We start from the raw sequence: 24,730 nt of genomic DNA on the forward strand, positions 1-24,730 counted from the left end.
TGGGCAATGACAATATTTTATTATAAGTCGCATAATCTTGTCATTTATTATATGTGAAGGTTCCAATAGAATGGAGGCAATATGGCAGGTTAAGGGGGCAATTAAAGGTGGCAAAATCAATCCAAATGGATGAATTAAAAATGGGGGTCTGTTATTACCCTGAGCACTGGTCGGAAGCGTTGTGGGAGGACGATTTCCGTAGAATGAAAGAGATGAATATCACAGTTATTCGGATGGCTGAATTCGCATGGTCCATCTTTGAACCGGAAGAAGGTCAGTTCGATTTTAGTTTTTTCCAGAAGGCACTGGATCTGGCGCATCAATATGGTTTGAGCGTTATTTTGGGAACACCTACTGCAACTCCACCAGCGTGGTTAACATCCAAATATCCTGAAGTATTAAACGCGAATAAGGACGGGGTATTGTATCAACACGGTATGCGGCGTCATACCAACTACAGCAGCCCAATCTACAGACAGCAATGTGAAAAAATCGTGCGTAATATGGTGAGTGCCTATAAAGATCATCCGGCTCTCATTGGATGGCAGATCGATAACGAATTCAATTGTCATATGGATGTTTTCTATGCTGAGGCTGACCATATCGCCTTCCGTGAATGGTTAAAGGATCGTTATGAATCGCTGGAGAACCTGAACCAAGCATGGGGAACCGTTTTCTGGAGTCAGACCTATACTGACTGGGAGCAAGTTCACCTTACCCGAAATATGGTCAGCCAATCGCCCAACCCTCATTTGGCACTAGATGAAAAGAGATTCATCTCAGCAAATACCATTTCATTTGCCAAGCTTCAGGTGGACATCATTCGGGAACTGGATCCGAAACATTGGATCACAACAAATGGTACGTTTGGACATTTGGATAATCATGAAATGACAGAAGACCTGTTGGATTTCTTCTCCTATGATTCGTATCCGCAGTTTGCGACGATCTTCCCAGGGACAGACGGTAACTCATTACAAGATCGGGCCTGGAGCATGAAACTGTCGAACGTACGCAATATGTCACCGAACTTTTGCGTCATGGAACAACAGTCTGGACCAGGAGGTTGGGTTGATAGTATCGGTATGGGTACGCCAAGACCGGGACAGATCCGATTATGGTCGTATCAATCTGTTCTTCACGGAACAGATCTGCTCGTCTACTTCCGCTGGCGGACGGCAACATTTGGCACCGAGATGTACTGGCATGGCATCAATGATTACCATAATCAACCCAACAGAAGGGTACGCGAGGTTGCACAAGTAGGGGAAGAGTTTGCCAAGATCGGGCGTGTTATTGCGGGCACTACATATCAAGCCGATGTTGCGATCCTACAAGATTACGATAACATCTGGGACGGAGAGTTGGACGAATGGCACGGTCCGCTTCAGCAACAGAGTGTACGCTCCTGGTATAAGCAGCTCCAGTATCGTCATATTCCGACGGACATGGTTACACTGCAACCAACGACTACACTGAAAGAGTTATCCGAATATAAGGTGATCATCTATGCTCACCCGGCCATCATGACAGACGAGACAGCAGAACTTCTCCAAGCCTATGTCAGTCAAGGAGGCACTCTGTTTTTCGGTGCTCGCACCGGATATAAGGATCTCAAGGGGCATTGTTATATGAGACCATTCCCTGGGGCTGTCGCTGAGTTGTGTGGTGTAACCGTAGAGGACTTTACATTAATCAAAGGAACCATTCCCGCAGCCAAACTGCAATGGAGTGGGGGGAGTGAGCGACTTCGGGAGGGAACGTCAACGGCCGGATTTAACGAAGTTCTTCATGTGGAGCATGCTGACGTACAGGTTGTGGCTGAGTATACATCCGAATATTATGCAGGTAGTCCTGCATTGACCAAACGTACGGTAGGTCAGGGGCAAGTATGGTATTATGGAGCGGCTTACAATGAACCGGTCGTAGATGCTCTCCTGGATGAAATAGGGCTATCTTCACCTGTGGGTGACCTGGTAGAGGTACCTTCCGAAGTTGAGCTTGGTATCCGTTCCGGTAAGGATAAAGCTTATGTCTTTTTACTGAACTACTCGGATCAACAAGTGGCTATCAAGCTTAAGAAGCAAGCAAAAGAGTTACTGTCAGGTACAACACTTCAGAATGAGATCAACATGCCCGCGTGTGGTGTATTCATTTTTGAGATCGATTTGCCACATTAAGAAATTCATTCATCCACATATGTATTATATATAGAAAGAAACACCAAAAACGCCTTGCAGCCATTGCAAGGCGTTTTGTATATGCATGATGTGATGTGTAACATCCATTAAGCATGAGTGTTTTTGGTTGTATTTCGTATAACTATGCTTCGTACAAAATCTCACCTGTCCGGGATACGTCATATCCCTCGAATGATTGCAGTTCCTGCCTGAACTCCGGCGATTGGAGAATTCGCAGGACAGATTCTGTCCAAGCTTCATTACCTTGCTTCCTCAGCATGACCAGATCATAGCGCTCCTGAGTGAGCGGGACAAAATCAACCTGTCCCACAAGTCGCGCAGCCTTTTCAATGCCAACTCCGACATCAGCTTCTCCTGAACTGACTTTGGCCGCCACGCCCATGTGGCTGGTTTCTTCGACTTGATATCCGATCAGACCTGCGGCAGGAATTCCATGCAGTCGAAGTTGCTCATCCAGCAATACTCGCGCGCCAGAACCTATCTCCCGGTTAGCGAGTCGAAGTTCAGGCTTGCTCAGATCGGTCCAATTCTGTAAGTTCTGCGGATTGCCACGCTGTACATACAGTCCGGCAGGACGTGATAGCAGGTTCACCACAACATAAGACCGACCCGTCAAAATTTTGCGAATGTACGGCAGATTATACTCACCGGTATCTCCGTCGAGCAGATGGGTGCTGACCAGATCGGACTCACCGCGATACATCGAGATAAGCCCATCCAGACTACCCATGAACGAGCGTAGCGGACGAATGTCCCGAGTTTGTTTTTCCATATGGCGCATTAGAATATCCAGACTGACATCCTGACCTGTTATGACCAGATGCCGTGGTACAGCAGTCATTGCAAGAGCAGAACTCGCTGGAGTAATCGCATGCGGAGACCCAACGGGTGTAGTCGATTGTAAGGAAGTTCCCTGAAAATCACCCTGACTTGGCTGAGTCCCTGATTCCGAGGTCTGATGAGAAGTCGGGATACGTTGACCTGAGGACTGAAGTTGCTTGGAGCGACGTTTATATGCCTCCAGATCGGTTGCATCAATTCGCATTTGTTTACCCACACGGTATGCGACGAGGTCTCCTTTTTTGATCAGGTCATAGACCGTCAGTTTCGATATTTTGAGTAGCTTGGATATTTCTTCGGTTGTGTAGGATTGCTCCTCCGTCATAAGTGAAGATCCTCCTTCAAAGGTATAGAGCAATTATGGTTTTATTATGAATGTTTCTTGTACTATATCATTAATTGAGGGATGCCATAAACCTGAGAACACGCAATAAACGCATAGGACAGATAACAAAAATCAAATGTGATCTTAATCACCTTCCCATTTTTTTTGTCTTGTGTATAATTAGATATAATCAATTATAACTAGTTATATCTAAAGATAACGTTGGGGGAGAAATGAATGAGAAAGAGAATCGGATATGTGTTGGGAAGTATGTCACTGGGACTGGCTCTTGTATTGGCTGGTTGCGGCGCAAACACGGGCACTACGAATACATCCACGGGTGCAGAACAAACAACCTCAACGCCAGCTGCATCAGGTGAAAGTTCATCAGCAGGAAATAACGATCCGCAGGAAACGGTAGATCTGACAATCTCTGCGGCGGCAAGTCTGACCGATGCGATGAAAGAGATTGAAACCAATTATGAGCTAGCTAATCCTCATATAGAACTTAATTTTAACTTTGGCGCCTCGGGTGCCTTGCAACAGCAGATTGAACAGGGTGCCCCGGCTGATGTCTTTGTATCGGCGGCAACAAAAAATATGAATGCGCTAGTGGATGAAAACCTGATTGCATCGGGCGATCAGAAGAATCTGCTACAGAATTCACTGGTGGCCATAGTGCCAGCAGATGGGACCCACACAGTAACCAGTGAAACGGATCTCACCAGCGACTCCATCAAGACGGTAGCCATTGGGATTCCGGAAAGTGTTCCTGCGGGAACCTATGCCAAGGAAGCTCTGACCAATGCCAAGCTGTGGGATGAACTGGAAAGTAAACTTGTGCAGGGGAAAGACGTTAGACAGGTTCTTCAATATGTACAGACAGGCAACGCTGATGCAGGATTTGTATATAAAACGGATGCTCTTACTTCGGATCAGGTGAAAATTGCGTTTGAGGTGGACAAGAACAGCTACACACCAGCCAATTATCCAATAGGCATTATTGAAGGAACCAAACACCGTACAGAGGCCGAACAATTTTATGCGTATTTACAAACCCCTGAAGTACTGGATATCTTCGCGAAATACGGATTCACAATTCCGGAATGACTGTGAACGCCATAGACTGGTCCGTATTCTGGTCACCGGTGCGCTTGTCACTTCAGGTTGCGCTGTTATCCAGCGTGGTGGCCACTGTGCTCGGAATTGCGATAGCCTGGAAGATGTCACGTTCTTCATTTCGGGGAAAGATTCTGCTGGAAACAGCATTTATGCTGCCGTTAGTCCTTCCTCCTACGGTGGTTGGATTTCTGTTACTTGTCATACTGGGGCGTAAAAGTCTGTTTGGACAATGGATTGAAGCCATATTCTCCGCACCGGTTATCTTCACCTGGTGGGCTGCGGTGATTGCTTCGGTGGTGGTTGCTTTTCCACTTGTGTATCAGACGATGAAATCGGGATTCAGTGGTGTGGATCGTGATCTGGAAGATGCAGGCCGCTCTATTGGAGCGAACGAATGGCAGGTATTTCGTTATATCTCGCTTCCACTTGCGGGCAGAGCGTTGATGACGGCTTTCATCCTGGGCTTCGCTCGCGCACTGGGGGAATTCGGGGCCACGCTCATGATCGCAGGCAATATTCCGGGCAAAACGCAAACGGTACCCACTGCGATCTATGTGGCTGTGGATTCAGGCAATCAGACGATGGCCTGGGCGTGGACGGGTTCTATTATTATCATTTCATTTATCATGCTGCTCTTAACCAGACAGCCGCGTGACGGGAAGGCGTAATTTGGGCCATTTAAATTGAAAGGGATAGGGATGAGCATTCAAAAACCCGCTCAAGGAATCTTTCCTCGGAGCGGGTTTTCATTTACACAGGCTGCGTATACCGAATATCATGTATGCTAACGTTCAACCAAGCCGTTCTTTGTTCAGCCTATTTGTACAGAAGGTGTCTGATAACGTGAAGGGTCGAGCGTTTTGATCATAAATACAATCTCTTCCTGCCGATCAGGTGTCTGTACCGTTTTGAGGTGAAAAGGTTCATATCCCCGCCGTTCATACATGGGAGCAAGCCAGGGATGGCGGGTCGCCGTTGCCAGAAATACGGCAGGGGCATCAAGCTTTTGCAGAATGATATGTTGCTCTACCCAATCCAGCAGTTTGGAGCCATAACCCTGGCTTTTATGGGCCGGACTTACCGCGAACCAGCGGATGAAAGGATAGGGGCTGATGGCCTGCCGCTGTACATCTTCGGCTCGATCAAGGGTAACGGTGGCAATGATTGCTCCCCCTTTTTCAAGAATGTAGCATTCATGCTGTACAATATTATTCTGGATGACTTCCAGTGTAGCGTGTCCGGCTGGAAAAGGAATGTTCAGGGCCCGAATCGTCTCATAGGCATCAACGGTAACAGCCTGCAATTGTTCGGCATCTTCAAGTGTAGCCAATCGGTATTGTTCGGTCATGGCGATCAATCCCTTCTATGAAAATTAACTATTCCAACCCGTTAAGTTGGTTTAAATATTTTGGTGTTATTTTATCATGAATTTCAATGGGGGAATATAATTCTCAAATCAGATCTGTCTATACGTCCATCGAAAGCTTCTATATGCAAAAATAACAAAACTTTTTCCATAATTTAATCGTTCAGGACTCGCCTAAGCATGCTCTATCCTGTAAAATAGAAGTGACTGATTCCAGCCAAGAACTGAAATGAGGAGAGAGACGTTTATGAATACTAAACCGGATTGCGGTGTATCGTTGCAAATTGACGACTATCTGGATCTTTTGCATTTTGCTATTCAGATTGAGGATCAGGAATGGCAGCAGTCCCTTATCCACCAACTCAAGATATTTCAGCCGGAAGCGGAGCAGCGCACACCTGAACAAGAATTATGGATGAGATTAGATTATATCAACAGCAAATTGACAGGTCTCTGCCACCAGATTCATGCAGCTCATTCCAAAGATGAACGCGAGAAGTTTGAGGAACGAATCGAACGCTTGCAATTGCAACGTCTGGAAGTGGCGCGTAAAATTAAATGGGCAAGTCGAAGATAGAGGCGTGTGTTAAATTAAAGTAATCCGTGTTTGAAGAAGCTGTCCCGTTCAGGATGGCTTCTTTTTGATACGCTCTTGAATCAGGTAATGCCTACACATAGAGAAAATCTATAATGTTATCAGGATGTCCTATTAGCATATATATTGCCTCGATATGACATACAGTGCTATTCTTTGATCAACCTAATTCCGACTATACAAGTAAGAATGGTTTGTTAAAGTCAGAGGCTGGAGTAGATATTATATTGGCTGTGAATCACAGCTTATGGAGGAGAATGGGAATGGTGAAAAAGCGGGGGATTCAGAGAATTCGGACGGCGCTGCTGTTCATGACGATGCTGGCGGTGCTGGCAGGATGCAGCTCAGGCAATGCAGCGAAAGAAAGTGACTCAGCTTCGGCATCCGGTAAAGATAAAGTAACGAAGATTATCGTGGGTACGGGTACGCAGTTCCCGAATGTTTGCTTCATTGATGAGAATGGCAAGCTGACAGGTTACGATGTAGAGCTGATTCGCGAGATTGATAAACGATTGCCTGAGTATGAATTTGAATTCAGCACCATGGAGTTCAAAAACCTGCTGTTAAGTCTGGAAACGAAGAAGATTGATCTGATCGCTCATCAGATGGAAGTCAATGAAGAACGACAGGCCAAGTTCCTGTTTAATGATGAAGCCTATAATATTTTTCCAAATAAAATTGTCGTCAGTGAGAAAAACCAGGATGTAAAGTCCATCGAGGATCTGAAGGGTAAAAAACTGATTGTCGGGGCTACTAGTAATGCGGCCGTATTGGCTGAGAAATGGAATGCAGCGAATGGCAACGCCATTGATATTGTCTATTCCGGAGCAGGGGAAGATACGAATACTCAGATCAAAACAGGGCGGGTGGATGCAACCATCAGCACGCAGTTTGCTATCGATTATCAGAATAAAGTGGTGGATGCACAGTTGAAAACTGTAGGAGACGCTCTGTCCAACTCCAAAGTGTATTTCATCCTGAACAAGGACGAGGAGGAGCTCAAAACGAAAATTGATGATGCGCTCAAATCAATCAAGGAAGATGGAACATTGAGCAAATTGAGCACCGAATGGCTGGGAGCGGATTACACGGTTGAGGAATAGTTCGTTGGGAAAGGTGAGCGACGGTTATGGGTAAATCATTCGATCTGTCATTGGTTCTGGATTTCGTCCCTGAACTGCTGCGATATTTGCATATTACACTGATTGTGCTAGGCGGTTCCATTGTACTGGGCCTTGTGGGCGGTGTGCTTCTGGCGGTTCCGAGATTATACCGGATTCCGGTGCTGAGCCAGCTTGCGACCCTGTACGTCTCTTTCATGCGGGGCACACCGATTCTCATCAAGTTGTTCCTAGTCTATTATGGATTACCTGAATTGCTTAAACCCATGGGCATGGATCTGTCGAGGACCGATCCGCTGGTTTTCGTCATCGTGACCTATGCGATGAGTGATGCAGCGTCCTTTGCCGAAATCTTTCGCGGAGCTGTACGCAGTGTAGACAAGGGACAGACGGAAGCAGCTTATGCTGCGGGCTTGACTACGTTTCAGTCGTTTCGGCGCATTGTGGTTCCGCAGGCACTCATTGTTGCTTTTCCGAATATGGCGAATACGTTGATTGGCTCGTTAAAGGATACGTCACTGGCTTTTTCCATTGGAGTTATGGACATGGTGGGCAGAGGACAAACGCTGATCTCGGCTACATCGCATGCGCTTGAAGTGTATATCAGTCTGTCCGTCGTTTACTATATTATCGTACTTGTCCTTGAAAAAGGTTTTGCGCTGGCAGAACGCAGACTCCAGCGTCATGAACGTAAGCGGGAAGTACGCGGGCCGGCGGTAAGAGCTGAACGCCTGAAACGAATAGCGGGGTGAGTGAATGTCTATTGATTTCAACTTTATCTATACATCCTTTTTCCAGATTCTAAAGGCATTGCCACTGACACTCGTCATTACGATTGTACCGTTGATCGCAGGCTTTGGCGTTGGTTTGGTCACTGCTTTAATTCGAATCTATAAGGTTTCCTGGCTCTATCGAATCGCTGATTTCTATGTCTCGTTTTTTCGGGGGACACCGATGCTAATGCACTTGTTCCTAATCTATTACGGAATTCCGTTGATTATCGACAAGCTTGCTGCCCGGTACGGCTGGGCCTTTCAGTCGTCTTCCATTCCGATTCTGGTGTTTGTGCTATTCGCCTTCTCGTTAACTGCGGGAGCCTATATGTCTGAGATTATCCGATCCGGCATTCTGGCGGTGGACACGGGGCAGATGGAGGCTGCACATGCGGTAGGCATGAGTACCTCCCAGGCATTGAGACGGATTATTTTACCTCAGGCGGTTGGTGCGGTTCTGCCGAATCTGTGCAGCATGTTTGTTGGTTTTCTGCATGGATCAACACTTGCGTTTACCGTGTCGCAGATGGATATTCTCGGCAAAGCGGATGTGGTCGCTTCGGTCAGCCTGAAATTTCTGGAGGCTTTCATTGCTGCCGCATTGATCTATTGGGCTCTGACAGTGATCGCTGAACGGATTACAGCTTTGCTTGAACGCAGAGTTGCCGTGTATAGCAAAGGAGGGGTGTCATGATTTCACTGACGAATATACACAAATCTTTTGGTCAGCAGGAAGTGTTGAAAGGCATTGATCTGACTGTGGAGCAGGGGGATGTTGTTGCCATTCTTGGACCGAGCGGGTCGGGTAAAACGACATTGCTGCGCTGTGTGAATTTTCTTGAACGTGCCGATGAGGGCAAGGTACAGATCAGCGGATTTACCGTAGACTGCAAGCATGCGCGTAAACATGATATCGTGCAGTTAAGGCGAAAAACGGCAATGGTGTTCCAGCATTATAATCTGTTCAAACATAAAACAGTGCTGGATAACGTTACGGAAGGGTTAATCATCGCCCAAAAAGTATCCAAAGCAGACGCTCGTGAACGGGCGTTGCGTGTCCTTGAACAAGTGGGACTGTCCGCCAAAATCAATGAGTACCCCAGCATGTTGTCAGGTGGACAACAGCAGCGGGTAGGCATTGCACGGGCGCTGGCACTGAATCCCGAGGTGATTTTGTTCGATGAACCTACTTCGGCGCTTGATCCGGAGCTGGTGGGCGAAGTACTGTCCGTCATTCGATCCATTGCCCAGGAAGGCATTACCATGATTGTGGTCACCCATGAAATGGGTTTTGCCCGTGAAGTGGCGAATCGGGTTGTTTTTATGGATGGAGGTTCCGTGGTGGAGGAAGGAACACCGGAAGAAGTGTTTGTACGTCCCCAACAGGAACGCACTCGCCAATTCCTCAGTCGATATTCTTCTGACTGGAGTTATGTCATCTGACGATATAGGCGCAAGCTGGAGTAACTGACGATCCCGGCCCGGCATATGCTGTAGCAGGCAAATGCTGATAGGCCGGGTTTTTCTATGGGTGAAGCAGGCCGTGACGGTAAGGAGGAGGATCATGCAGAGCAAAATCGATGAAATCATCACACATATTGCACATTCCCACCAGCAGATCGCACGTGTGCTGGATGCCAAACGCCAAGTCGCTGTGCGCATGTCTGAAATCATCAATCATTTGCCAGATATCGAACCGGAGCTGGATGGCGTTGACGGTCTGCTGGATAGCTCGGGACAAATCAACAAAAGTATCATCTCCTATTTGGGAGGCCTTGCAGATCTGGAAGAAGCTGTAGCCGAAACGCTGACCCAGGTCATGAAGGAGATGGCGGTTCAAGAGGAAGAATAAGCCCGGAAGGCGGGTGAATGGACATGAGTAGAGAACAAAGCCTTATCCTGATGTTGGATGCAGCCGCCAAAATGCAGTGGAATATTGCCCTCATTCTGGAGGCTAAGGCGATCGAAGCCGAGAAGGTAAGGAACTGGGCGCTGAACCATCTGAACGGTGAAGCTTTTTTGACCCATGGTGATCAGGTGGCAGAGCCACTCAAAATGCATGATCAGCTGGTGGAAATACTGGAAGGATTGACCCGGATGGAAACCGGATTGTGCAACAATTTGAAAGCGATCATGGTGCAGAACGATGGTGAAGAGGGCGGTATGGACAGCGGCATGTTTGGCGGTATGGATATGGGGGATCTCGAAAAATGAGTTTGTTGCGGCGTGAGCAGGAAGCGAAACTGGCCCTCATTGAATCCATCGCACATAGTCAGCAGGCGCTTGCCCGTATTCTGGACAGTGTGGCCAGCGTGTCTGCCCACTCGGAAGTATCCGCCCGCAGTCTCGCCGAGAACATTCGTTTGCTGAGCCGTTATCAAGAAGAGATGTCCCGGATGGTTACGGGTATAAGGCTGGCACGGATCCAGCATGGAGAGCCTGGAACGCCTTGGCTCAAGGACCCTGGCTATGCGTTACGTATGGTCCGGAATATACAGGAGGAATGTTCACATGTTAAAGAAGAAAAAAATACGTCTGAGAACGAAAAGAACTCTGCTTGCCCGCGGAGCCCGTCTGCGTAAAATCCGTAAACTGCGTGCGCTCAGAGGCAAACGTGTATTGCACAAACGTACCCTTAAAGGACGCAGTGCGTGGCTCAAAAAAAAGAAACGTGCGGTACGACGGCACCGGAGTCTGAAGCCGGCACAACCGTTCGTCCCGGCTACCCCTACCGATCCGAACCCGGACAGCGCCTACAGCCAGGGGTACAACGAAGCGTACAACGAGGGATTCAACGCGGGTTTCGCCAAGGGGTTCGAGGACGGACATCAACTGGCTTACAAAGCGCAATAACAGAATAAGTGTGCATGTACCTGGTGGTTATAGATACATGTCCAGTGTATGACGATTGCCCGGGGGGACAGATCCCTCCGGGTTATTTGTGTTACCGCAGATGCGGACATGCCCGTGCAGGCAGATGTGGAGGGCAGACGCCAATTTTGCGCCTTGCAGGACACCCGTCCATGATGCATCTGACCCCGGGGCATATCCTTTAGAGGGAACACCAATCTCGGGGAGAATCCGAAATCGGATCTCCTGAAGGAAGACAGGGTGAAGGATGTGGCAAAACGACGACACAGACCGCCTACAGAAGCGGAGACGGCATACCGCGGCGGATATGCAGAAGGCCGCAGATTTGGCGGCTGTCAAGCGATGATGGAGCGAGTGGAGATGTTTGAGCCGACCGTGCGGGATATGAAAGTGCTGTATATTCCGCAGGGATTCGATGCCATCGATGAAGGCGTCACTTTGGCATTGCAGCAATCTGTACGTGAGTGTGTTGTCGGATCGCCGGCAACCATGCTGCAGGATGCCAGCCAGCACAGACCAGACCTGGTATTGGTTATGAATGGACTGCACGTATTTCCTCCCGATCATCTGGAACAGGTGAACGGCATAAGGGCACTGGGTATTCGAACGGCGGTATGGTTTGTGGATGATCCGTATTTTACCGAAGATACAACAACCATCTGTCAGCATTATGATGTCGTGTTCACGCATGAGGAAGCGGCTGTACCCTTCTATACGGCACATGGAGCGAATCGGGTGATTTATATGCCGCTCGGTGTGAATCCGGGGATGTTTCAACCAAGGCGTACGGCACCTCAGCACCAGTACGACATTTGTTTTATCGGCACCGGGTTCTGGAACCGGATTGCGCTGTTCGACGAGCTGGCTCCTTTTCTGGCAGACAAAAGAGTGTTTATTGCCGGCAGCCAGTGGAACCGTCTTACACGCTTCGATGTTCTTGGCCGCTTCATCCATGAAGGCTGGATTGATCCCGGAACAACCGTCGATTATTATAACGGCGCCAAAATCGTCATTAACATTCACCGGACTTGCGAAAATGGAGAAGACAATCGCAATACGCATCATCTCGAGGGTCATTCCATTAATCCGCGTACGTATGAGATCAGTGCTTGCGGAACGATGCAGATTACGGATGCGCGCCAGGATCTGCCCCGTTATTACCGGCCTGGATATGACATTGAGACCTTTACAACCGCGGCTGAGCTCCAGCGCAAAATCAAGTATTACCTTCATCATGAAGAAGAACGCCAAGCCTTGGCTTGGCGGGGGCTGCTCACCACGATGAATCAGCATACGTTCACCCGTCGTATCGCTCAGCTGCTGGGGCATGTGTAGAGATCCCATCTGTATTACAGAAGTAAAGAGAATCCTATCCCAAAAATAAAAGGAGTGGCGGTATGTCTCTCAAACACCGTAAAACGAAAAAGTACGATGCGCCAGTGCTCAGCCTGGCTGACCAAGCACGCAAAAACGGGCAGCATGCCGGATATGATGCGGGCAAGGAAGAAGGATATCTGCGCGGCCGTGCCAACTATATTGTCAATTGTGCACAGGAGCCACTGCCTTTCCGACAGATCCACGTTCTGTACGTATCTTCAGGTAAAGGATTTCCTTACTCTCCACTGGACGAGGCAATTATGGCTACATTGCAGGGCATGGTAGCTCAGGTGACCCTTTCCGATCCCCGCCAGCCCGTATCTGAAATTGCATTGCAAACCCGGCCTGACCTTGTACTTGTTCTGGATGGCATGGATATTCCATTGGAGCATCTCGATGCGATTCGGCAAGCAGGCATACAGACGGCAATCTGGCTTACAGATGATCCGTATTACACGGATATGACGCTGGAGACCGTGAAGCATTTTGATCATGTCTTCACCTTGGAACTGAACTGTGTGGATCTGTATCGCCAGAACGGTTGCCCTTCGGTGCATTACCTGCCGTTTGCTGCCTTCACCAACCACTACTTTCCAATTACAACACCATCTTCGCTCCACCGGGAAGTTAGCTTTATCGGTTCGGCTTACTGGAACCGGGTGTATTTCTTTAATCCGATCATGGCACAGCTGATGTCACACAATACCGTGTTTAATGGTATCTGGTGGGACCGTCTGCCTGACTATACTGCTTACGGTGAAAAGATTGAACTGGGTCGCTGGATGAGTCCACAGGAAACCAATGATGTGTATAACGGAACCAAGATTGTCATTAACCTCCATCGCTCCCACGAAGACGATTCAGTCAACAACAATCATGTTAAGATCCCGCCAGCTTCACCGAACCCGAGAACGTTTGAAATTGCAGCTTCCGCTACCCTTCAATTGACCGATGCCCGTGATGACCTGGCACGTTTCTATAAACCAGGTGTGGAGATCGAAACGTACTCATCCCCTCAGGAATTACTCGACAAGGTGGAGTACTATATCTCGCATGAGAAAGAGCGTCGTGAAATTGCTCTGCGCGGCCTGGAACGCACATTGAAAGACCACACGTATGGCAAAAGAATCAATGAACTGTTGACCATTATATTTCCTTAATCTTGGCCGGAAGGAGGTGTGCACTGTACCTGTATGTTCGCATGCAGGGTCCGTGCGGCCATGGCGATTAAACCTAAACTTATGTTGTTTTCACATGTGTGCAACACCCGCAGCATTACGGGGGCCGAGAAGCTGCTGCTTCATTTTATGAGGGAAATGGGCACCATCTTCGATTGTGTACTTGTGGTCCCTCAGGAAGGAAAGCTCGCCGGACTTGCGCGGAGATTCGATATCCAGGTCAAAATATGTTTCCTGCCGATGCTTCACGGTGTGTACACACCTTACCGGGGGATCGCTACGGATGCAGAACAGCTTCGCCACTCACCAGCCTTCCAGGAGGTGGTCTCCCTGATCCGGGAGACTGCGCCTGAAATGGTGTTAACGAATACCTGTGTCAATGTGATGCCAGCTGTAGCAGCGAAGTCTCTGCAAATTCCGGTCATCTGGAAGATTACCGAAATTATTCAGGCGAATGAAGATACAACCGAGGCGGTACAGATGATTGGTCGTTACTCGGATTGGATCTTAGGCATATCCGAAACGGCGGCAGCTCCATTCAAACAAGCTGGCATGAGCGATAAACTCACCGTGATCTCTCCAACCTGGGACCCGTCTCTGCCGGACCCGGACCGATGGGTGCACTTACGGGAACGCAAACGCAAAGAGCTTGGTTTCAAGCCATCGCAAATCTGTATCGGTTATATCTCTTCTTTTATATATGATGCCAAAGGTCTAAAACCGTTTATCGATATGGCGCTGCAATTGTGTGAGGTTCATTCACGCTGCCGGTTCTGGATCATTGGCACATCAGCGGACAAAAAGTACTATGACGAGTGTGTGTCACGGGTGAAAAAGTCAGGTTACTCTCGCAGGTTCACCTTTACCAAATTCGAAGAGAACATATCGCTGGCATATACGGCCATGGATATCGTTGTCATCCCGAGTATGGTCAAAGAAGGATTTGGAATGACCGCGTTGGAGGGACTCTATTTCGCCAAACCGGTTATCGCTTTTGCTCAAGGCGGACTGAAGGAATTGCTGGAATCCGTAGGCAGTGGCGCATTTCTGGCTCCGCCTGGTGAGAGTCAAGCGCTGGTCACGCTGGCAACAACCTTGCTGAATGATCCTGAACTGGCCTCCGATACCGGATGGCGTAATCGGACAGAAGCGGAAAAGCTGTACGGTATTGAAACCTACAGGGAAAAGCTGCATACGATGGTGACACAGTGGTTAATGCGGTTTCCCGGATGGTTTCCGTATATTCAGCCTCCGAATGGTCCAGTGTACACATGGGGTGAGGGGGGATTGAGAACCGTGCTGGTTCTGGAATCGGCCACGGTTCGGGCGCTTTTACTTCCACTGACTGTGTTCCAGGCGTTTCCGCTCTCACCGTTACCTCCGATTGTGATAGGCCAGCCTGTCCACGAAGCAGCAGATTCCCGCTCAAGCAGCAGTACGGGAAGGAGTCGTCACCAGAGACCGTCTCATCGCAGCAGGATTCGTGATGGAGGGAAACGGGGGACGGGAACTGGCAGGAGAAAACGGAAGGTAAGCAAAAAGAAGCGTGTGCGCATAGGGCAACCGTCTGCTCGCAAACGTGCACCTGGCAAAGCCAGACGAAACCTGGTTCGCCGGAGAGCATCCAATAGACGATGAAGGCAGGGATGACGATGAAGATCATGACGGTGCTGGGTACGCGACCTGAAATTATACGTCTCAGCCTGATCATTTCCAAGTTGGACCAGTACGCGTCCAAACATATTCTGGTACACACGGGACAGAACTTCACGGAGAGTCTCAGCGGTCTGTTTTTCAAGGAGATGGGCCTGCGTGCCCCGGATTACGTTCTTCAGGATGAAGCGGCCTCCCTGGGCCGTCAGTTGTCCTCGATGTTCATGCAAATGGAAGACTTATTGCTTCAGGAGAAGCCTGACAAGGTGCTGCTGCTCGGCGATACGAACAGTGCTTTATGTGCTGTACTTGCGGAGCGGATGGGCATACCTGTCATTCATATGGAAGCGGGCAATCGCTGTTTTGACCTGGAGGTGCCTGAGGAGAAAAATCGCAGGGTCATTGACGCCATTTCCACCATTAATATGCCATATACGGAACAGAGCAAAAAGCATCTGGTTAGTGAGGGGGTTCCCAGTCGCCGAATTGTGCTGACAGGCAATCCGATCTATGAAGTGATGCGTCATTACGACACACAAGTGAATTCCAGCAAAATTTTGAAAAAATTGAAGCTAAAGTCCGGGCAATATTTTCTGGTTACGGCCCATCGGGCAGAGAATGTCGATCATCCCCCTCATTTGCTGGAGATTATGAAAGGTTTGAATCAGGTTGCTGAGGAACATGCGATGCGAGTCATATGCAGCATTCACCCTCGAACGGCCATTCGCATTGCCGAGCATTTGCAATTGGAGATGAACCCGCTGGTCGAATTTCACGAGCCATTCGGATTTTTCGATTTTGTCATGTTGGAACGACATGCCCGCTGTGCACTCACGGACAGCGGTACCGTCCAGGAGGAGTGCTGCATCATGGGGGTGCCTACGGTGACCATGCGTCGTACAACGGAACGGCCGGAGACGGTGGATTGCGGCAGTAATGTGGTCTCTGGTCTGGATGCGGAGCGTATTGCGGGCTGTGTGAAAGTGATGACCGAAATGCCAAACGATTGGGAATGCCCGCAGGGTTACAAAGCAACAGATGTATCCAGCAAAGTGGTCAAATTTCTGCTTGGAGGGAAAATGCATGTTTGAAAATAAGCGTATACTCGTGACTGGCGGTACGGGATCATGGGGTTATGAACTTGTGGCTCAACTGCTGCCCCAGCAGCCTAAGGAGATTATTGTATACTCCCGGAATGAGTCCAGCCAAGTGGCGATGAGCCGTGAATTCGAAGACCCGCGTCTTCATTTTCGCATTGGTGATATTCGAGACAAGGATGCATTAACGGTTGCTTGTCAGCATGTGGATTATGTGTTCCATCTTGCAGCGCTCAAGCATGTTCCCGTGTGTGAAGATCAACCCTACGAAGCACTCAAAACCAATGTAATTGGCACCCAAAATGTCATCGAGGCTGCCATCGAGAATAACGTGGAAAAAGTCATCTACATCTCGACTGACAAGGCCGCCAATCCATCCAATTTCTACGGCATGACCAAGGCGATCGGTGAGAAGTTGATCGTATATGCGAATCTGCTCCACAGCAATACGCGGTTTGTCACTGTGCGCGGGGGCAATGTACTCGGAACGAACGGAAGTGTCGTGCATTTGTTCAAAAATCAGATTCGTCAGAAGGGCCAAGTTTCCATTACCGACATGAACATGACACGGTTCTTTCTAACCTTGAAAGATGCCATTACTTTGCTGTTCAAAGCATCGGTGGAAAGCGTTGGCGGCGAAATTTTTGTCATGACGATGCCGACGTGCAAAATTGTGGATCTCGCTGAAGTGTTGATTGAGGATTCAGGTGTGGAGAATGTGTCCATTGTGGAGCGCGGCACCCGGCCAGGCGAGAAGATTCATGAAATCCTGATGAGTGAATTTGAGAGCATGACCACCGTTGTATATGATGAGCAATACTTGGTGATTCTGCCTACGCTCGGCATTCCAGGACTGAAGGAACATTATACCAATTGTCCCCCTGTTTCTTTCAGTAGTTTTAGTTCGGAACATCAGCTGATGACCAAACAGGAGATTCGTGACATTCTGCAGCGCGGAGGGTTCTTGTCATGAAGCTGCTGATACTTGGGGGGAACGGAATGGCCGGCCATATTCTGGTCGACTATTTCCGCCGTCAAGGCGTCCACAGCGTCTTTTATACGACTCGGGATGTGTCTGATCCTAACGGTCTGTTGCTGGATGTAAATGACAGCTATATGGTTGACCGGCTGGTAGAAGCGGTGCACCCGGATGTCATCGTAAATGCTGTGGGTGTCCTGAACAGCTTTGCAGATGAAGACAAAATTACGGCCTATCACATTAATGGTTTCCTGCCGCATCGTTTGCGGCGGGTGGCCGACACGATTGGAGCACGCCTGATTCACATCAGTACGGACTGTGTGTTTAGTGGGGACCGGGGAGCGTATCGGGAGAATGATATTACGGATGGAACATCTGCCTATGCAATCACAAAAGCACTGGGTGAAGTCCAGGACCCCGGACACCTGACGATTCGTACGTCCATTATAGGACCTGAAATTCGGAAGGGCGGCATCGGTCTGATGCACTGGTTCATGTCCAGTACAGGAGAAGTTGGCGGATATACACGCGTCTTCTGGAACGGGGTAACCACCCTTGAATTGGCCAAATGGGTAGATCATTATTTGTCGTCCCCGGTTAGCGGTCTCATTCATCTGGGTCATCCGGAACCGGTCAGCAAGCATGATCTGCTTCTCCTGTTCCAACAGACATGGGGTAAGCAAGATGTTGTTGTCGTACCGGATGATAGCGTAGTGCAGGATCGTACGCTGGTGTCCACACGTGAGGACGTGAAGACAGACCTTCCGGATTATTCTACAATGCTGAAGGAGCTGGCATTATGGATGGAGCAGAGCTGAAAGGCAAAAAGGTGCTGATCACAGGTGCGTCCGGTTTTACCGGACGGCATGCGGTTGCATATTTCCGGGCAGCTGGTGCAGTGGTTGTCGCGGTGGTCAGGCGAGTCGGTGTGCACTCGTTCGGCGATGGCGTAGCTGTACATGTCTGTGATCTCAATGATAAACAGCAAGTTCGTCATCTGATTGACGAAGTGCAGCCGGACTATGCTTTACATCTCGCAGGCAAAAATTCGGTGCCGGACTCCTGGTCTGATCCGCTGCTTGTATTGGAGACCAATGTAATGGCTGTCCTGTATCTGCTGGATGCTCTCCGAAGCTGTCCAGCGGCACGGACCGTTATCGTAGGTTCACGGTTAAAATATACCCCAGAACCCGGACGGCATCCGCAGCCTCCCCACCCGTACAGTCTCAGCAAAGCACTGGAGGAGATGGTGTCGCTGTCGTGGATGTCCCTCTTTGGACAGCAAATTATGCTGGCAGAGCCGGGTAATCTGATCGGTGCTGGCCCTTCGACAGGCATATGTTCGCTGCTGGCACGTCATGTTGTCGCCTGTGAACAGGAAGGCAAGACGGAGCCTTTCCGTCTATCTGGCCGGGATAATACCCGTGATTTTTTGGATGTACGGGATGCGGTTCGGGCCTATGCAACCTTGCTTGTAAAGGGCATGTCAGGTACAGTTTATCCTGTTGTGTCGGGTAAAGAGCGCAGCCTGGGCGAGATAGCGGATACGCTGCTGACCATGACCGAAGCGGAAGTACCCGTACGCTGGGATGGAGCTTCGTCCGGTCCGGACGGGGCTGGAGAACAGGAGGAGATGTCACTGCTGCGCAAGTTGGGCTGGCAGCCACAGATTCCTTTTGCCCAATCGCTTCAGGACATTCTTAGCGATGTGCGTACCCAGCAAGGGAGGTCGACAGGGTGAATAATCCAAGAGTGTCCGTTGTCATTCCGTTTTACAATTGTCCCTATGTTCCTCAAGCGATTCAAAGTGCAATGAACCAGACGTATCCCGATGTGGAGATCATTATCGTCAACGATGGCTCGACCCTGCATGCGGACCTGCTTCAGCCCTATCTTCCATACATTCATGTTCTTGGCAAAAGTAATGGCGGGACAGCTTCGGCTCTGAATCACGGCATTCGTCATGCCTCCGGGGAATATATCGCGTGGCTGAGTTCGGATGATCTCCTTTATCCGGATAAGATCCGTCATCAGGTTGAATTCATGCAACGGGAAAATGCACTTGTCTCACATACCAACTTTCATTACATTAATGAGCATTCTGCGGTGACCAAGTTGAATGGGGGAGCAGAGCCAGCGGCCGAACTGGATTGGCTGCGTCTCTTCGTTAACGGCAATCCGGTGAACGGCTGTACCGTGATGTTCCGCAGAGATCTGTTCAGTGGGGTGGGCCTGTTCGATGAACTGCTGCCGTATACGCATGATCTGGACCTATGGATGCGTATTCTGCTGAACGGACATCGTTTTCCATATTTGAATGAACCGCTTACGGCATATCGATGGCACGGTGGGATGGGTTCGGTACGTCATGCGAATATTATTGGCCGGGAGGCCTCCATGGTATGGTCCAGATATCGTGAACCTTTGTTGCAGCGTATCGCAGTCCTGGGAGGCTAAATCAGTAGATGGGGGTTATATGAGGCCGCAATGCGGCTGAGTAGCACCCCTTTTCTATGAGCAGCTCTACGTGGACACAGGAGAGACATCGTATTTATGCTGTAGCGGTGTCACAGATGCCTGATACCTAACCCATTCATGCTCATATAATAGGGAAAATCGTGATTTTTTAAGCGGAGAAAGGGGAGGCCCGAATGGAGCCAAGGGTATCGATTGTCATTCCTTTTTATAATTGCGCGTACATCGAGCAGGCTGTTTACAGTGCCGTTCACCAGACATATCCGCATATTGAGGTCATTGTGGTGGACGATGGCTCTACACAGTATGTGGAGCTGCTGCAACCATTCATGGATCGCATTCGTTATATTCGGAAAGAGAATGGTGGCACGGCCACAGCACTGAACGAGGGGATTAAACAGGCGACAGGCGATTATTTTGTGTGGCTCAGCTCGGATGATGTGATGCTGCTGGACCGGGTGGAAAAACAACTGAAGTTCATGCTTGAAGTCAAGGCATCGTTCTGTCACGGGGCTTATCATTATGTCAATGCGGACAGTGAATGGGTGGACACGGTGCGGCCTGAAGTAGGGAGTCGGCTCGAAGTGCTGCAAGTGCTCATGGAAGGGTGCCCGATCAATGGCTGTACTGTCATGCTGGAGATGGAAGCTTTTGAAAGGTTTGGCCTGTTCGACACGGATTTTCGGTATACGCACGACTACGAGATGTGGCTGAGACTGTTTCCGGTCTATGAACTTTTCTACTTCAATGAACCACTGCTGTGTTACCGGGTTCATGAAGCCATGGGGACCAAGAAACACTTCGAGGCATTAAAAGCCGAGATGGAGCTTGTTCAGGCGAAGCATCGCCCCATCCTGCTTAATCTGCAGCAGGTTGGCGGTTATTGGAAATAAAAGTTGGCTTTCGTGTGAAGGTCCGAATGCTAGAAGAGAAGCCGCAAGAAAAAGAGGGTATTCGATTGCCGTTCGAAGAACGCGCGGCAGGAGCGAATATCCTCTTGTTTGTTCCGATTGGTCGTTATTGGTCTCTGGATTCTAGTTGTTCTCTGAGGTGAGAATGTGCATCGTTGCCGGATCAGGGAATACGTACCCTTTGGGCAGCTTCCTCATTAATTCGTTCATTACAGCGTAATCCACCTCGATGTGAGCCGTCGACACAGGCGTGGTAAACCAACGATTGTACAAATCACTGGGTACAAGCAGTGTCATTTTCGGTGACCTCCCATCTGTATAGCTTCCTGGTAGACATGAAGTGTACGCAGCCCCATCTCTTCCAGTGAACGATGCTGCTCAGCCCATGCTTTGGCAGCTGCCCCCACCTTTGTACGGGTGGCATCGTCCTGTAAAAGGGCGTTCAATAATGTACTAAGGGACTCCGCATCTTGCGGGGGCACGACCCAGCCGGTATGTTCAGGCTGAACCATCTCAGGCATGCCTGCGGTATCACTGACAATGACAGGCAGTCCGGCGAGCTGTGCCTCTGTGACCGAGAAAGGCTGTGTATCCTGTAAGCTGGGTTGTACGTAAATATCGGCACGGCGGAGGAAGGAAGGGATGTTGTCCAGTTTGCCCCAGAATACAATGTCCGAATCTACCCCTTCCTTCATGGCTTGTGCATACAATTCATCTCTCAGATTCCCTTCTCCAGCAATCCAGCAGACCCAATCTGAACGGATTTTTTTCAGACTAGAGATTGCCTTGATTAACACATGCACTCCTTTGATATACTCCAGCCTTCCTGTAAAAGCGATTACTTTTTTGCCTGCTGGCTTACGCTGACGGAACCTGGCCGCTGCTTGCGCGCGATAGGATGGAAGATCGACAGCATAAGGGATTAACCGGAATTTCAACTCCGGAACATGAAGTTCCGTCAGTGTGCTCTTAATCCAATTGCTGGACACCAATATAAGCTCGGATTGTTCAGCGCTCCGCTCCTCCAATGAGAGAAAGTAGCGACCGCGTTTGGATTGTAAGTATGCAGGGAGGGTCAGTTGTGCATTAGAGTTTTGGGCATCATAGAAGGTTTCGCGCGCAAGGGCTCCATGATAGCTGGTCACCAGCGGTGTGTTGCGGTTCAAAATACGTTTGATCGCAACGGCGGCTACCGGATCCTGCGCATGTATGACGTCGTAATGATCAACGCCGAGATAAGCGGCCCCCATTTCAAAGGCATATCTGTTTAATTCATAATAAGCCACGAGAGGATCGGCTGTGAAATGGGGAAGATCCGTAGGGTTGAGCTTGGCTTGCAGCATGGGCCATACTTTATCTTTGGAAAAGGAACGATTGAGATTGCGAATATACACTTCATTTTTGGCTCCGTTGGTGCCCATGATATCGACCTCAACGCCAAGTGCCATCAGTCTGTCAGCCAGATGTTTCACATATGTCCATATTCCACCCATCTGCGTAAGCTCCCAATAGGTCACGATCAGAACTCTCATAGGTACCTCCTTGTCAGGGCCTGCACAGGCCGAGCTTCTATCCTGTTATTCTATGAAAAAAGGCCACCGAAAGGGTGGGCATTACTGAGTAAATGGTCAAAATGGGTGAATACAAATAGCAACGGACGAGTGAAGGCATACCATATCTTAAGAAAGGGTTCAGGCTTAAGGGGGGATATACAGTGGCTGCATATTTGCTGGAGATTCATGAGAACCTGCTACAAACCGGTGTTCCGATGAGGTACATGGACATTGAGATCGCCTATGTGGGAAACGACGAAGTCGATGTATTTGTTGGTGGAGTCAGTTCGACCCGAGGAGAACTATATCGTTATTTGTTTCATACGAGAGCTGAGGTCGAAAAAGAGAGTTCCAATCACATTATCCATAACCTGTCGGTATCGTCCGAACCGTGCGAACTGAGGATCATCAGCAATAGTTCTTCACCGAATCATCTCGTGATTCGTATGTATTGCAGAAGTGAAAATGGGTTGACTCTGGGTATACTTTCGGAACACCAGATGATCAAGCTGGCAGATTAATAAAGGTTCAATCGGAGGCTTGATTAACCAAAAGGGGTGGAGCAGGATAAAGACCTGGTCCATTTTTTGGCATACATACCTATACCGATTCAACAAAAAAATAGCTTGACAGCAAAGGTATTTTCATTAGAATTAACCTATACTTAAAACAGGAGTTTAAAACGACAGTTTAAAACAAAAGTTTGAAACGTCGTGAATATAAGGCCGATGGAGAGACATACACAGATAAGCCTCCAGGCCGGAAAAGAGAGTGGAGAGAGTGAAACAACAAACAGCAGTTCCCCAAGACCCGGCCGAGTTTTCGATTAAAACGATTATTCTGCCGCTACTGTCCATTATCGTCGGGATGATTATGGTCATTCTGGACAGCACGGTAGTTAACGTGGCGATTCCAAATCTGGTTCAATATTTTGAGACAGACCTGAAGACGATCCAATGGACGGTTACAGGTTACACGTTGGCCTTGTCAGCCGTCATTCCGCTGGCAGGATGGTTGACCGATCGATTTGGTGCCAAAAGAGTATTTTTGTTCACGATTGCCATGTTTACTCTCGGTTCAGTGTTATGCTCTATCGCACAGTCCCCTGAACAATTGATCATTTACCGTATCATTCAGGGAATTGGCGGAGGCATGGTGGCACCGATTGGTATGGCTATGGTGTTCCGTCTGGCTCCTCCGGAAAGAAGAGGCTCCATCATGGGTATGCTTGGTATTCCCATGCTGCTGGCTCCTGCACTGGGACCGGTATTATCGGGCTGGTTCATTCAATCCCTCAGCTGGCACTGGATCTTCCTGATCAACCTGCCGATCGGGATTGCCGCTTTTATTCTATGTATCAAATTCCTGCCGGATACGGATCGCGGGCGCACACCTGCACTTGATCTGCTAGGCATGATTCTGGCACCCATTGCATTCTCGATGCTCGCATATGGTGTAAGTGAGGGCGGAACAAGCTGGACGTCTGCAACTACACTGACCGGTGTGATTGTCGGGGGGGTAGCCCTGATTCTGTTCATTATCGTTGAGCTTCGGCACAAAAATCCGCTGCTGGAACTTCGGGTGTTTAAATCCTCTGATTTCACACGGGGTATTATCCTGGCATGGGTGTCGCAAGTCGCTCTGTTCGGAGCGATGATTCTGATTCCGCTATATTTGCAACAGATCAAAGGCTACACCGCGCTGGAAACAGGACTCATTCTGCTGCCGCAGGCGCTGGCCTCGGGTGTGGGTATGCCGCTAGGTGGCCGGTTATTTGATAAAATCGGTGCAAGACCACTGGCATTTGTCGGACTCGGTATCATCTCGGGTGCACTGTTTATCCTATCCTCCATTACGGCAGAGACGGGTCTTGGCCTGATCATTACCAGTCTTGTGATGATGGGATTGGGTATGGGTCTGTCCATGATGCCGCTCAATACGCACGTGCTGAATGCGGCTCCACGCAAGCTGGTAGGTCGGGTTACTCCGCTTACCGCTGCTGCGCAACAAGTCGTTGTATCTTTTGCAGTTGCTGGGCTCACGGGATTCCTCACTTCCCGCATTGCTAGCAATACGGCTGGCTCAACGGATGGGATGGCTGTGGTTAATGGGTTGGTCGCTGGTTTTAACGATACGTTCTTCCTGGCTGCTTGCATTGCCTTGTTTGGATGTGTACTCAGTCTGATTCTGCGCAAACCGAAACGGATGGAGGAAGAAACCCTTCAAACTGGGGATCAGCCTGATCCGGCGATGATGATGGGTCACTAATGGTACAATTTGGGCTGTATGAATT

Annotated in this window: 27 protein-coding genes; 23 read left to right on the forward strand and 4 right to left on the reverse strand. The window is 49.2% G+C overall.

Translation table 11 applies throughout. The annotated features are described in order from the left end of the window. The first annotated feature begins 107 nt into the window (after window positions 1-107). Window positions 108-2,180, forward strand: a complete 2,073-nt coding sequence (locus tag PPA03S_RS15300; RefSeq protein ID WP_062324167.1) for a beta-galactosidase — start codon at window positions 108-110, stop codon at window positions 2,178-2,180. Window positions 2,181-2,322: 142 nt separating this feature from the next. Here PPA03S_RS15300 and PPA03S_RS15305 read toward each other — a convergent pair whose 3' ends face one another. Next, the gene (locus PPA03S_RS15305) at window positions 2,323-3,366 is read right to left on the reverse strand and encodes a helix-turn-helix transcriptional regulator (RefSeq protein ID WP_062324168.1); all 1,044 of its coding nucleotides are present in this window, start codon (window positions 3,364-3,366) and stop codon (window positions 2,323-2,325) included. A gap of 237 nt (window positions 3,367-3,603) precedes the next feature. Here PPA03S_RS15305 and modA point away from each other — a divergent pair, with 237 nt between their 5' ends. Then, window positions 3,604-4,476, forward strand: a complete 873-nt coding sequence (gene modA / locus PPA03S_RS15310; RefSeq protein WP_062324169.1) for a molybdate ABC transporter substrate-binding protein — start codon at window positions 3,604-3,606, stop codon at window positions 4,474-4,476. Continuing rightward, a complete protein-coding gene (gene modB, locus PPA03S_RS15315) occupies window positions 4,473-5,156 on the forward strand; it encodes a molybdate ABC transporter permease subunit (RefSeq protein WP_062324170.1) in 684 nt (227 codons plus the stop codon). The genes modA and modB overlap by 4 nt, the downstream gene beginning before the upstream one ends. A 143-nt stretch (window positions 5,157-5,299) precedes the next feature. Here modB and PPA03S_RS15320 read toward each other — a convergent pair whose 3' ends face one another. Continuing rightward, window positions 5,300-5,836, reverse strand: coding sequence for a GNAT family N-acetyltransferase (locus PPA03S_RS15320; RefSeq protein ID WP_068964118.1), 537 nt, complete (start codon window positions 5,834-5,836; stop codon window positions 5,300-5,302). Between the two features lie 265 nt (window positions 5,837-6,101). Between PPA03S_RS15320 and PPA03S_RS15325 the strand changes: the two genes are divergently transcribed. The 18 genes from PPA03S_RS15325 to PPA03S_RS15410 all read left to right on the forward strand — a co-directional run bounded on the left by PPA03S_RS15325 (window position 6,102) and on the right by PPA03S_RS15410 (window position 20,866). Next, complete coding sequence (locus tag PPA03S_RS15325; RefSeq protein ID WP_062324171.1) at window positions 6,102-6,431, forward strand: hypothetical protein; 330 nt, start codon at window positions 6,102-6,104, stop codon at window positions 6,429-6,431. Window positions 6,432-6,712: 281 nt separating this feature from the next. After that, window positions 6,713-7,552 (forward strand): transporter substrate-binding domain-containing protein, encoded by an 840-nt coding sequence (locus tag PPA03S_RS15330; RefSeq protein ID WP_062324172.1) that lies wholly within the window; start codon window positions 6,713-6,715, stop codon window positions 7,550-7,552. 26 nt (window positions 7,553-7,578) lie between these two features. Next, the gene (locus tag PPA03S_RS15335; RefSeq protein ID WP_062324173.1) at window positions 7,579-8,322 is read left to right on the forward strand and encodes an amino acid ABC transporter permease; all 744 of its coding nucleotides are present in this window, start codon (window positions 7,579-7,581) and stop codon (window positions 8,320-8,322) included. 4 nt (window positions 8,323-8,326) lie between these two features. Continuing rightward, window positions 8,327-9,037: an amino acid ABC transporter permease gene (locus tag PPA03S_RS15340; RefSeq protein WP_062324174.1), complete on the forward strand. Its 711-nt coding sequence runs from the start codon at window positions 8,327-8,329 to the stop codon at window positions 9,035-9,037. Continuing rightward, window positions 9,034-9,786 carry an amino acid ABC transporter ATP-binding protein gene (locus PPA03S_RS15345; protein ID WP_062324175.1) on the forward strand — a complete coding sequence of 251 codons (753 nt, stop codon included), beginning with the start codon at window positions 9,034-9,036 and terminating at the stop codon, window positions 9,784-9,786. Before PPA03S_RS15340 ends, PPA03S_RS15345 begins: the two co-directional genes overlap by 4 nt. Before the next feature lie 121 nt (window positions 9,787-9,907). After that, the gene (locus tag PPA03S_RS15350) at window positions 9,908-10,195 is read left to right on the forward strand and encodes a hypothetical protein (protein WP_062324176.1); all 288 of its coding nucleotides are present in this window, start codon (window positions 9,908-9,910) and stop codon (window positions 10,193-10,195) included. 23 nt (window positions 10,196-10,218) lie between these two features. Further along, window positions 10,219-10,557, forward strand: coding sequence for an alpha-helical endospore appendage domain-containing protein (locus tag PPA03S_RS15355; RefSeq protein ID WP_062324222.1), 339 nt, complete (start codon window positions 10,219-10,221; stop codon window positions 10,555-10,557). Continuing rightward, on the forward strand, window positions 10,554-10,925 hold the full coding sequence (locus tag PPA03S_RS15360; protein ID WP_326100026.1) for a hypothetical protein: 372 nt from the start codon (window positions 10,554-10,556) through the stop codon (window positions 10,923-10,925). The genes PPA03S_RS15355 and PPA03S_RS15360 overlap by 4 nt, the downstream gene beginning before the upstream one ends. Further along, window positions 10,855-11,196: a hypothetical protein gene (locus PPA03S_RS15365; RefSeq protein ID WP_157284181.1), complete on the forward strand. Its 342-nt coding sequence runs from the start codon at window positions 10,855-10,857 to the stop codon at window positions 11,194-11,196. The genes PPA03S_RS15360 and PPA03S_RS15365 overlap by 71 nt, the downstream gene beginning before the upstream one ends. Window positions 11,197-11,454: 258 nt before the next feature. Beyond that, window positions 11,455-12,549: a CgeB family protein gene (locus PPA03S_RS15370; protein ID WP_062324178.1), complete on the forward strand. Its 1,095-nt coding sequence runs from the start codon at window positions 11,455-11,457 to the stop codon at window positions 12,547-12,549. A gap of 62 nt (window positions 12,550-12,611) precedes the next feature. Further along, on the forward strand, window positions 12,612-13,751 hold the full coding sequence (locus tag PPA03S_RS15375) for a CgeB family protein (RefSeq protein WP_245683628.1): 1,140 nt from the start codon (window positions 12,612-12,614) through the stop codon (window positions 13,749-13,751). Between the two features lie 81 nt (window positions 13,752-13,832). After that, window positions 13,833-15,407, forward strand: a complete 1,575-nt coding sequence (locus tag PPA03S_RS15380; RefSeq protein ID WP_245683629.1) for a glycosyltransferase family 4 protein — start codon at window positions 13,833-13,835, stop codon at window positions 15,405-15,407. 14 nt (window positions 15,408-15,421) lie between these two features. Beyond that, window positions 15,422-16,513, forward strand: a complete 1,092-nt coding sequence (wecB, locus tag PPA03S_RS15385; protein ID WP_062324224.1) for a non-hydrolyzing UDP-N-acetylglucosamine 2-epimerase — start codon at window positions 15,422-15,424, stop codon at window positions 16,511-16,513. Beyond that, window positions 16,506-17,492, forward strand: coding sequence for a polysaccharide biosynthesis protein (locus PPA03S_RS15390; protein ID WP_062324179.1), 987 nt, complete (start codon window positions 16,506-16,508; stop codon window positions 17,490-17,492). Before wecB ends, PPA03S_RS15390 begins: the two co-directional genes overlap by 8 nt. Next, window positions 17,489-18,316 (forward strand): dTDP-4-dehydrorhamnose reductase family protein, encoded by an 828-nt coding sequence (locus PPA03S_RS15395; RefSeq protein ID WP_062324180.1) that lies wholly within the window; start codon window positions 17,489-17,491, stop codon window positions 18,314-18,316. Before PPA03S_RS15390 ends, PPA03S_RS15395 begins: the two co-directional genes overlap by 4 nt. Continuing rightward, window positions 18,298-19,239: an NAD-dependent epimerase/dehydratase family protein gene (locus PPA03S_RS15400; RefSeq protein WP_062324181.1), complete on the forward strand. Its 942-nt coding sequence runs from the start codon at window positions 18,298-18,300 to the stop codon at window positions 19,237-19,239. Before PPA03S_RS15395 ends, PPA03S_RS15400 begins: the two co-directional genes overlap by 19 nt. Further along, window positions 19,236-19,955: a glycosyltransferase gene (locus tag PPA03S_RS15405; RefSeq protein ID WP_062324182.1), complete on the forward strand. Its 720-nt coding sequence runs from the start codon at window positions 19,236-19,238 to the stop codon at window positions 19,953-19,955. Before PPA03S_RS15400 ends, PPA03S_RS15405 begins: the two co-directional genes overlap by 4 nt. 194 nt (window positions 19,956-20,149) lie before the next feature. Then, window positions 20,150-20,866, forward strand: a complete 717-nt coding sequence (locus PPA03S_RS15410; RefSeq protein WP_062324183.1) for a glycosyltransferase — start codon at window positions 20,150-20,152, stop codon at window positions 20,864-20,866. A gap of 141 nt (window positions 20,867-21,007) precedes the next feature. Here the strand turns inward: PPA03S_RS15410 and PPA03S_RS33365 are convergent, their stop codons facing one another. Together PPA03S_RS33365 and PPA03S_RS15415 are read right to left on the reverse strand one after the other, a co-directional pair. Beyond that, window positions 21,008-21,181: a hypothetical protein gene (locus tag PPA03S_RS33365; RefSeq protein ID WP_167666048.1), complete on the reverse strand. Its 174-nt coding sequence runs from the start codon at window positions 21,179-21,181 to the stop codon at window positions 21,008-21,010. Beyond that, window positions 21,178-22,416 (reverse strand): glycosyltransferase family 4 protein, encoded by a 1,239-nt coding sequence (locus PPA03S_RS15415; RefSeq protein WP_062324184.1) that lies wholly within the window; start codon window positions 22,414-22,416, stop codon window positions 21,178-21,180. The genes PPA03S_RS33365 and PPA03S_RS15415 overlap by 4 nt, the downstream gene beginning before the upstream one ends. Before the next feature lie 182 nt (window positions 22,417-22,598). Here PPA03S_RS15415 and PPA03S_RS15420 point away from each other — a divergent pair, with 182 nt between their 5' ends. Both PPA03S_RS15420 and PPA03S_RS15425 read left to right on the forward strand, forming a co-directional pair. Next, on the forward strand, window positions 22,599-22,958 hold the full coding sequence (locus tag PPA03S_RS15420) for a hypothetical protein (RefSeq protein WP_062324185.1): 360 nt from the start codon (window positions 22,599-22,601) through the stop codon (window positions 22,956-22,958). 259 nt (window positions 22,959-23,217) lie between these two features. Further along, window positions 23,218-24,705 (forward strand): DHA2 family efflux MFS transporter permease subunit, encoded by a 1,488-nt coding sequence (locus PPA03S_RS15425; RefSeq protein WP_062324186.1) that lies wholly within the window; start codon window positions 23,218-23,220, stop codon window positions 24,703-24,705. The last annotated feature ends 25 nt before the right edge of the window (window positions 24,706-24,730 follow it).

The sequence above is a fragment of the Paenibacillus pabuli NBRC 13638 genome, from assembly GCF_001514495.1.
GTDB lineage: Bacteria > Bacillota > Bacilli > Paenibacillales > Paenibacillaceae > Paenibacillus > Paenibacillus pabuli.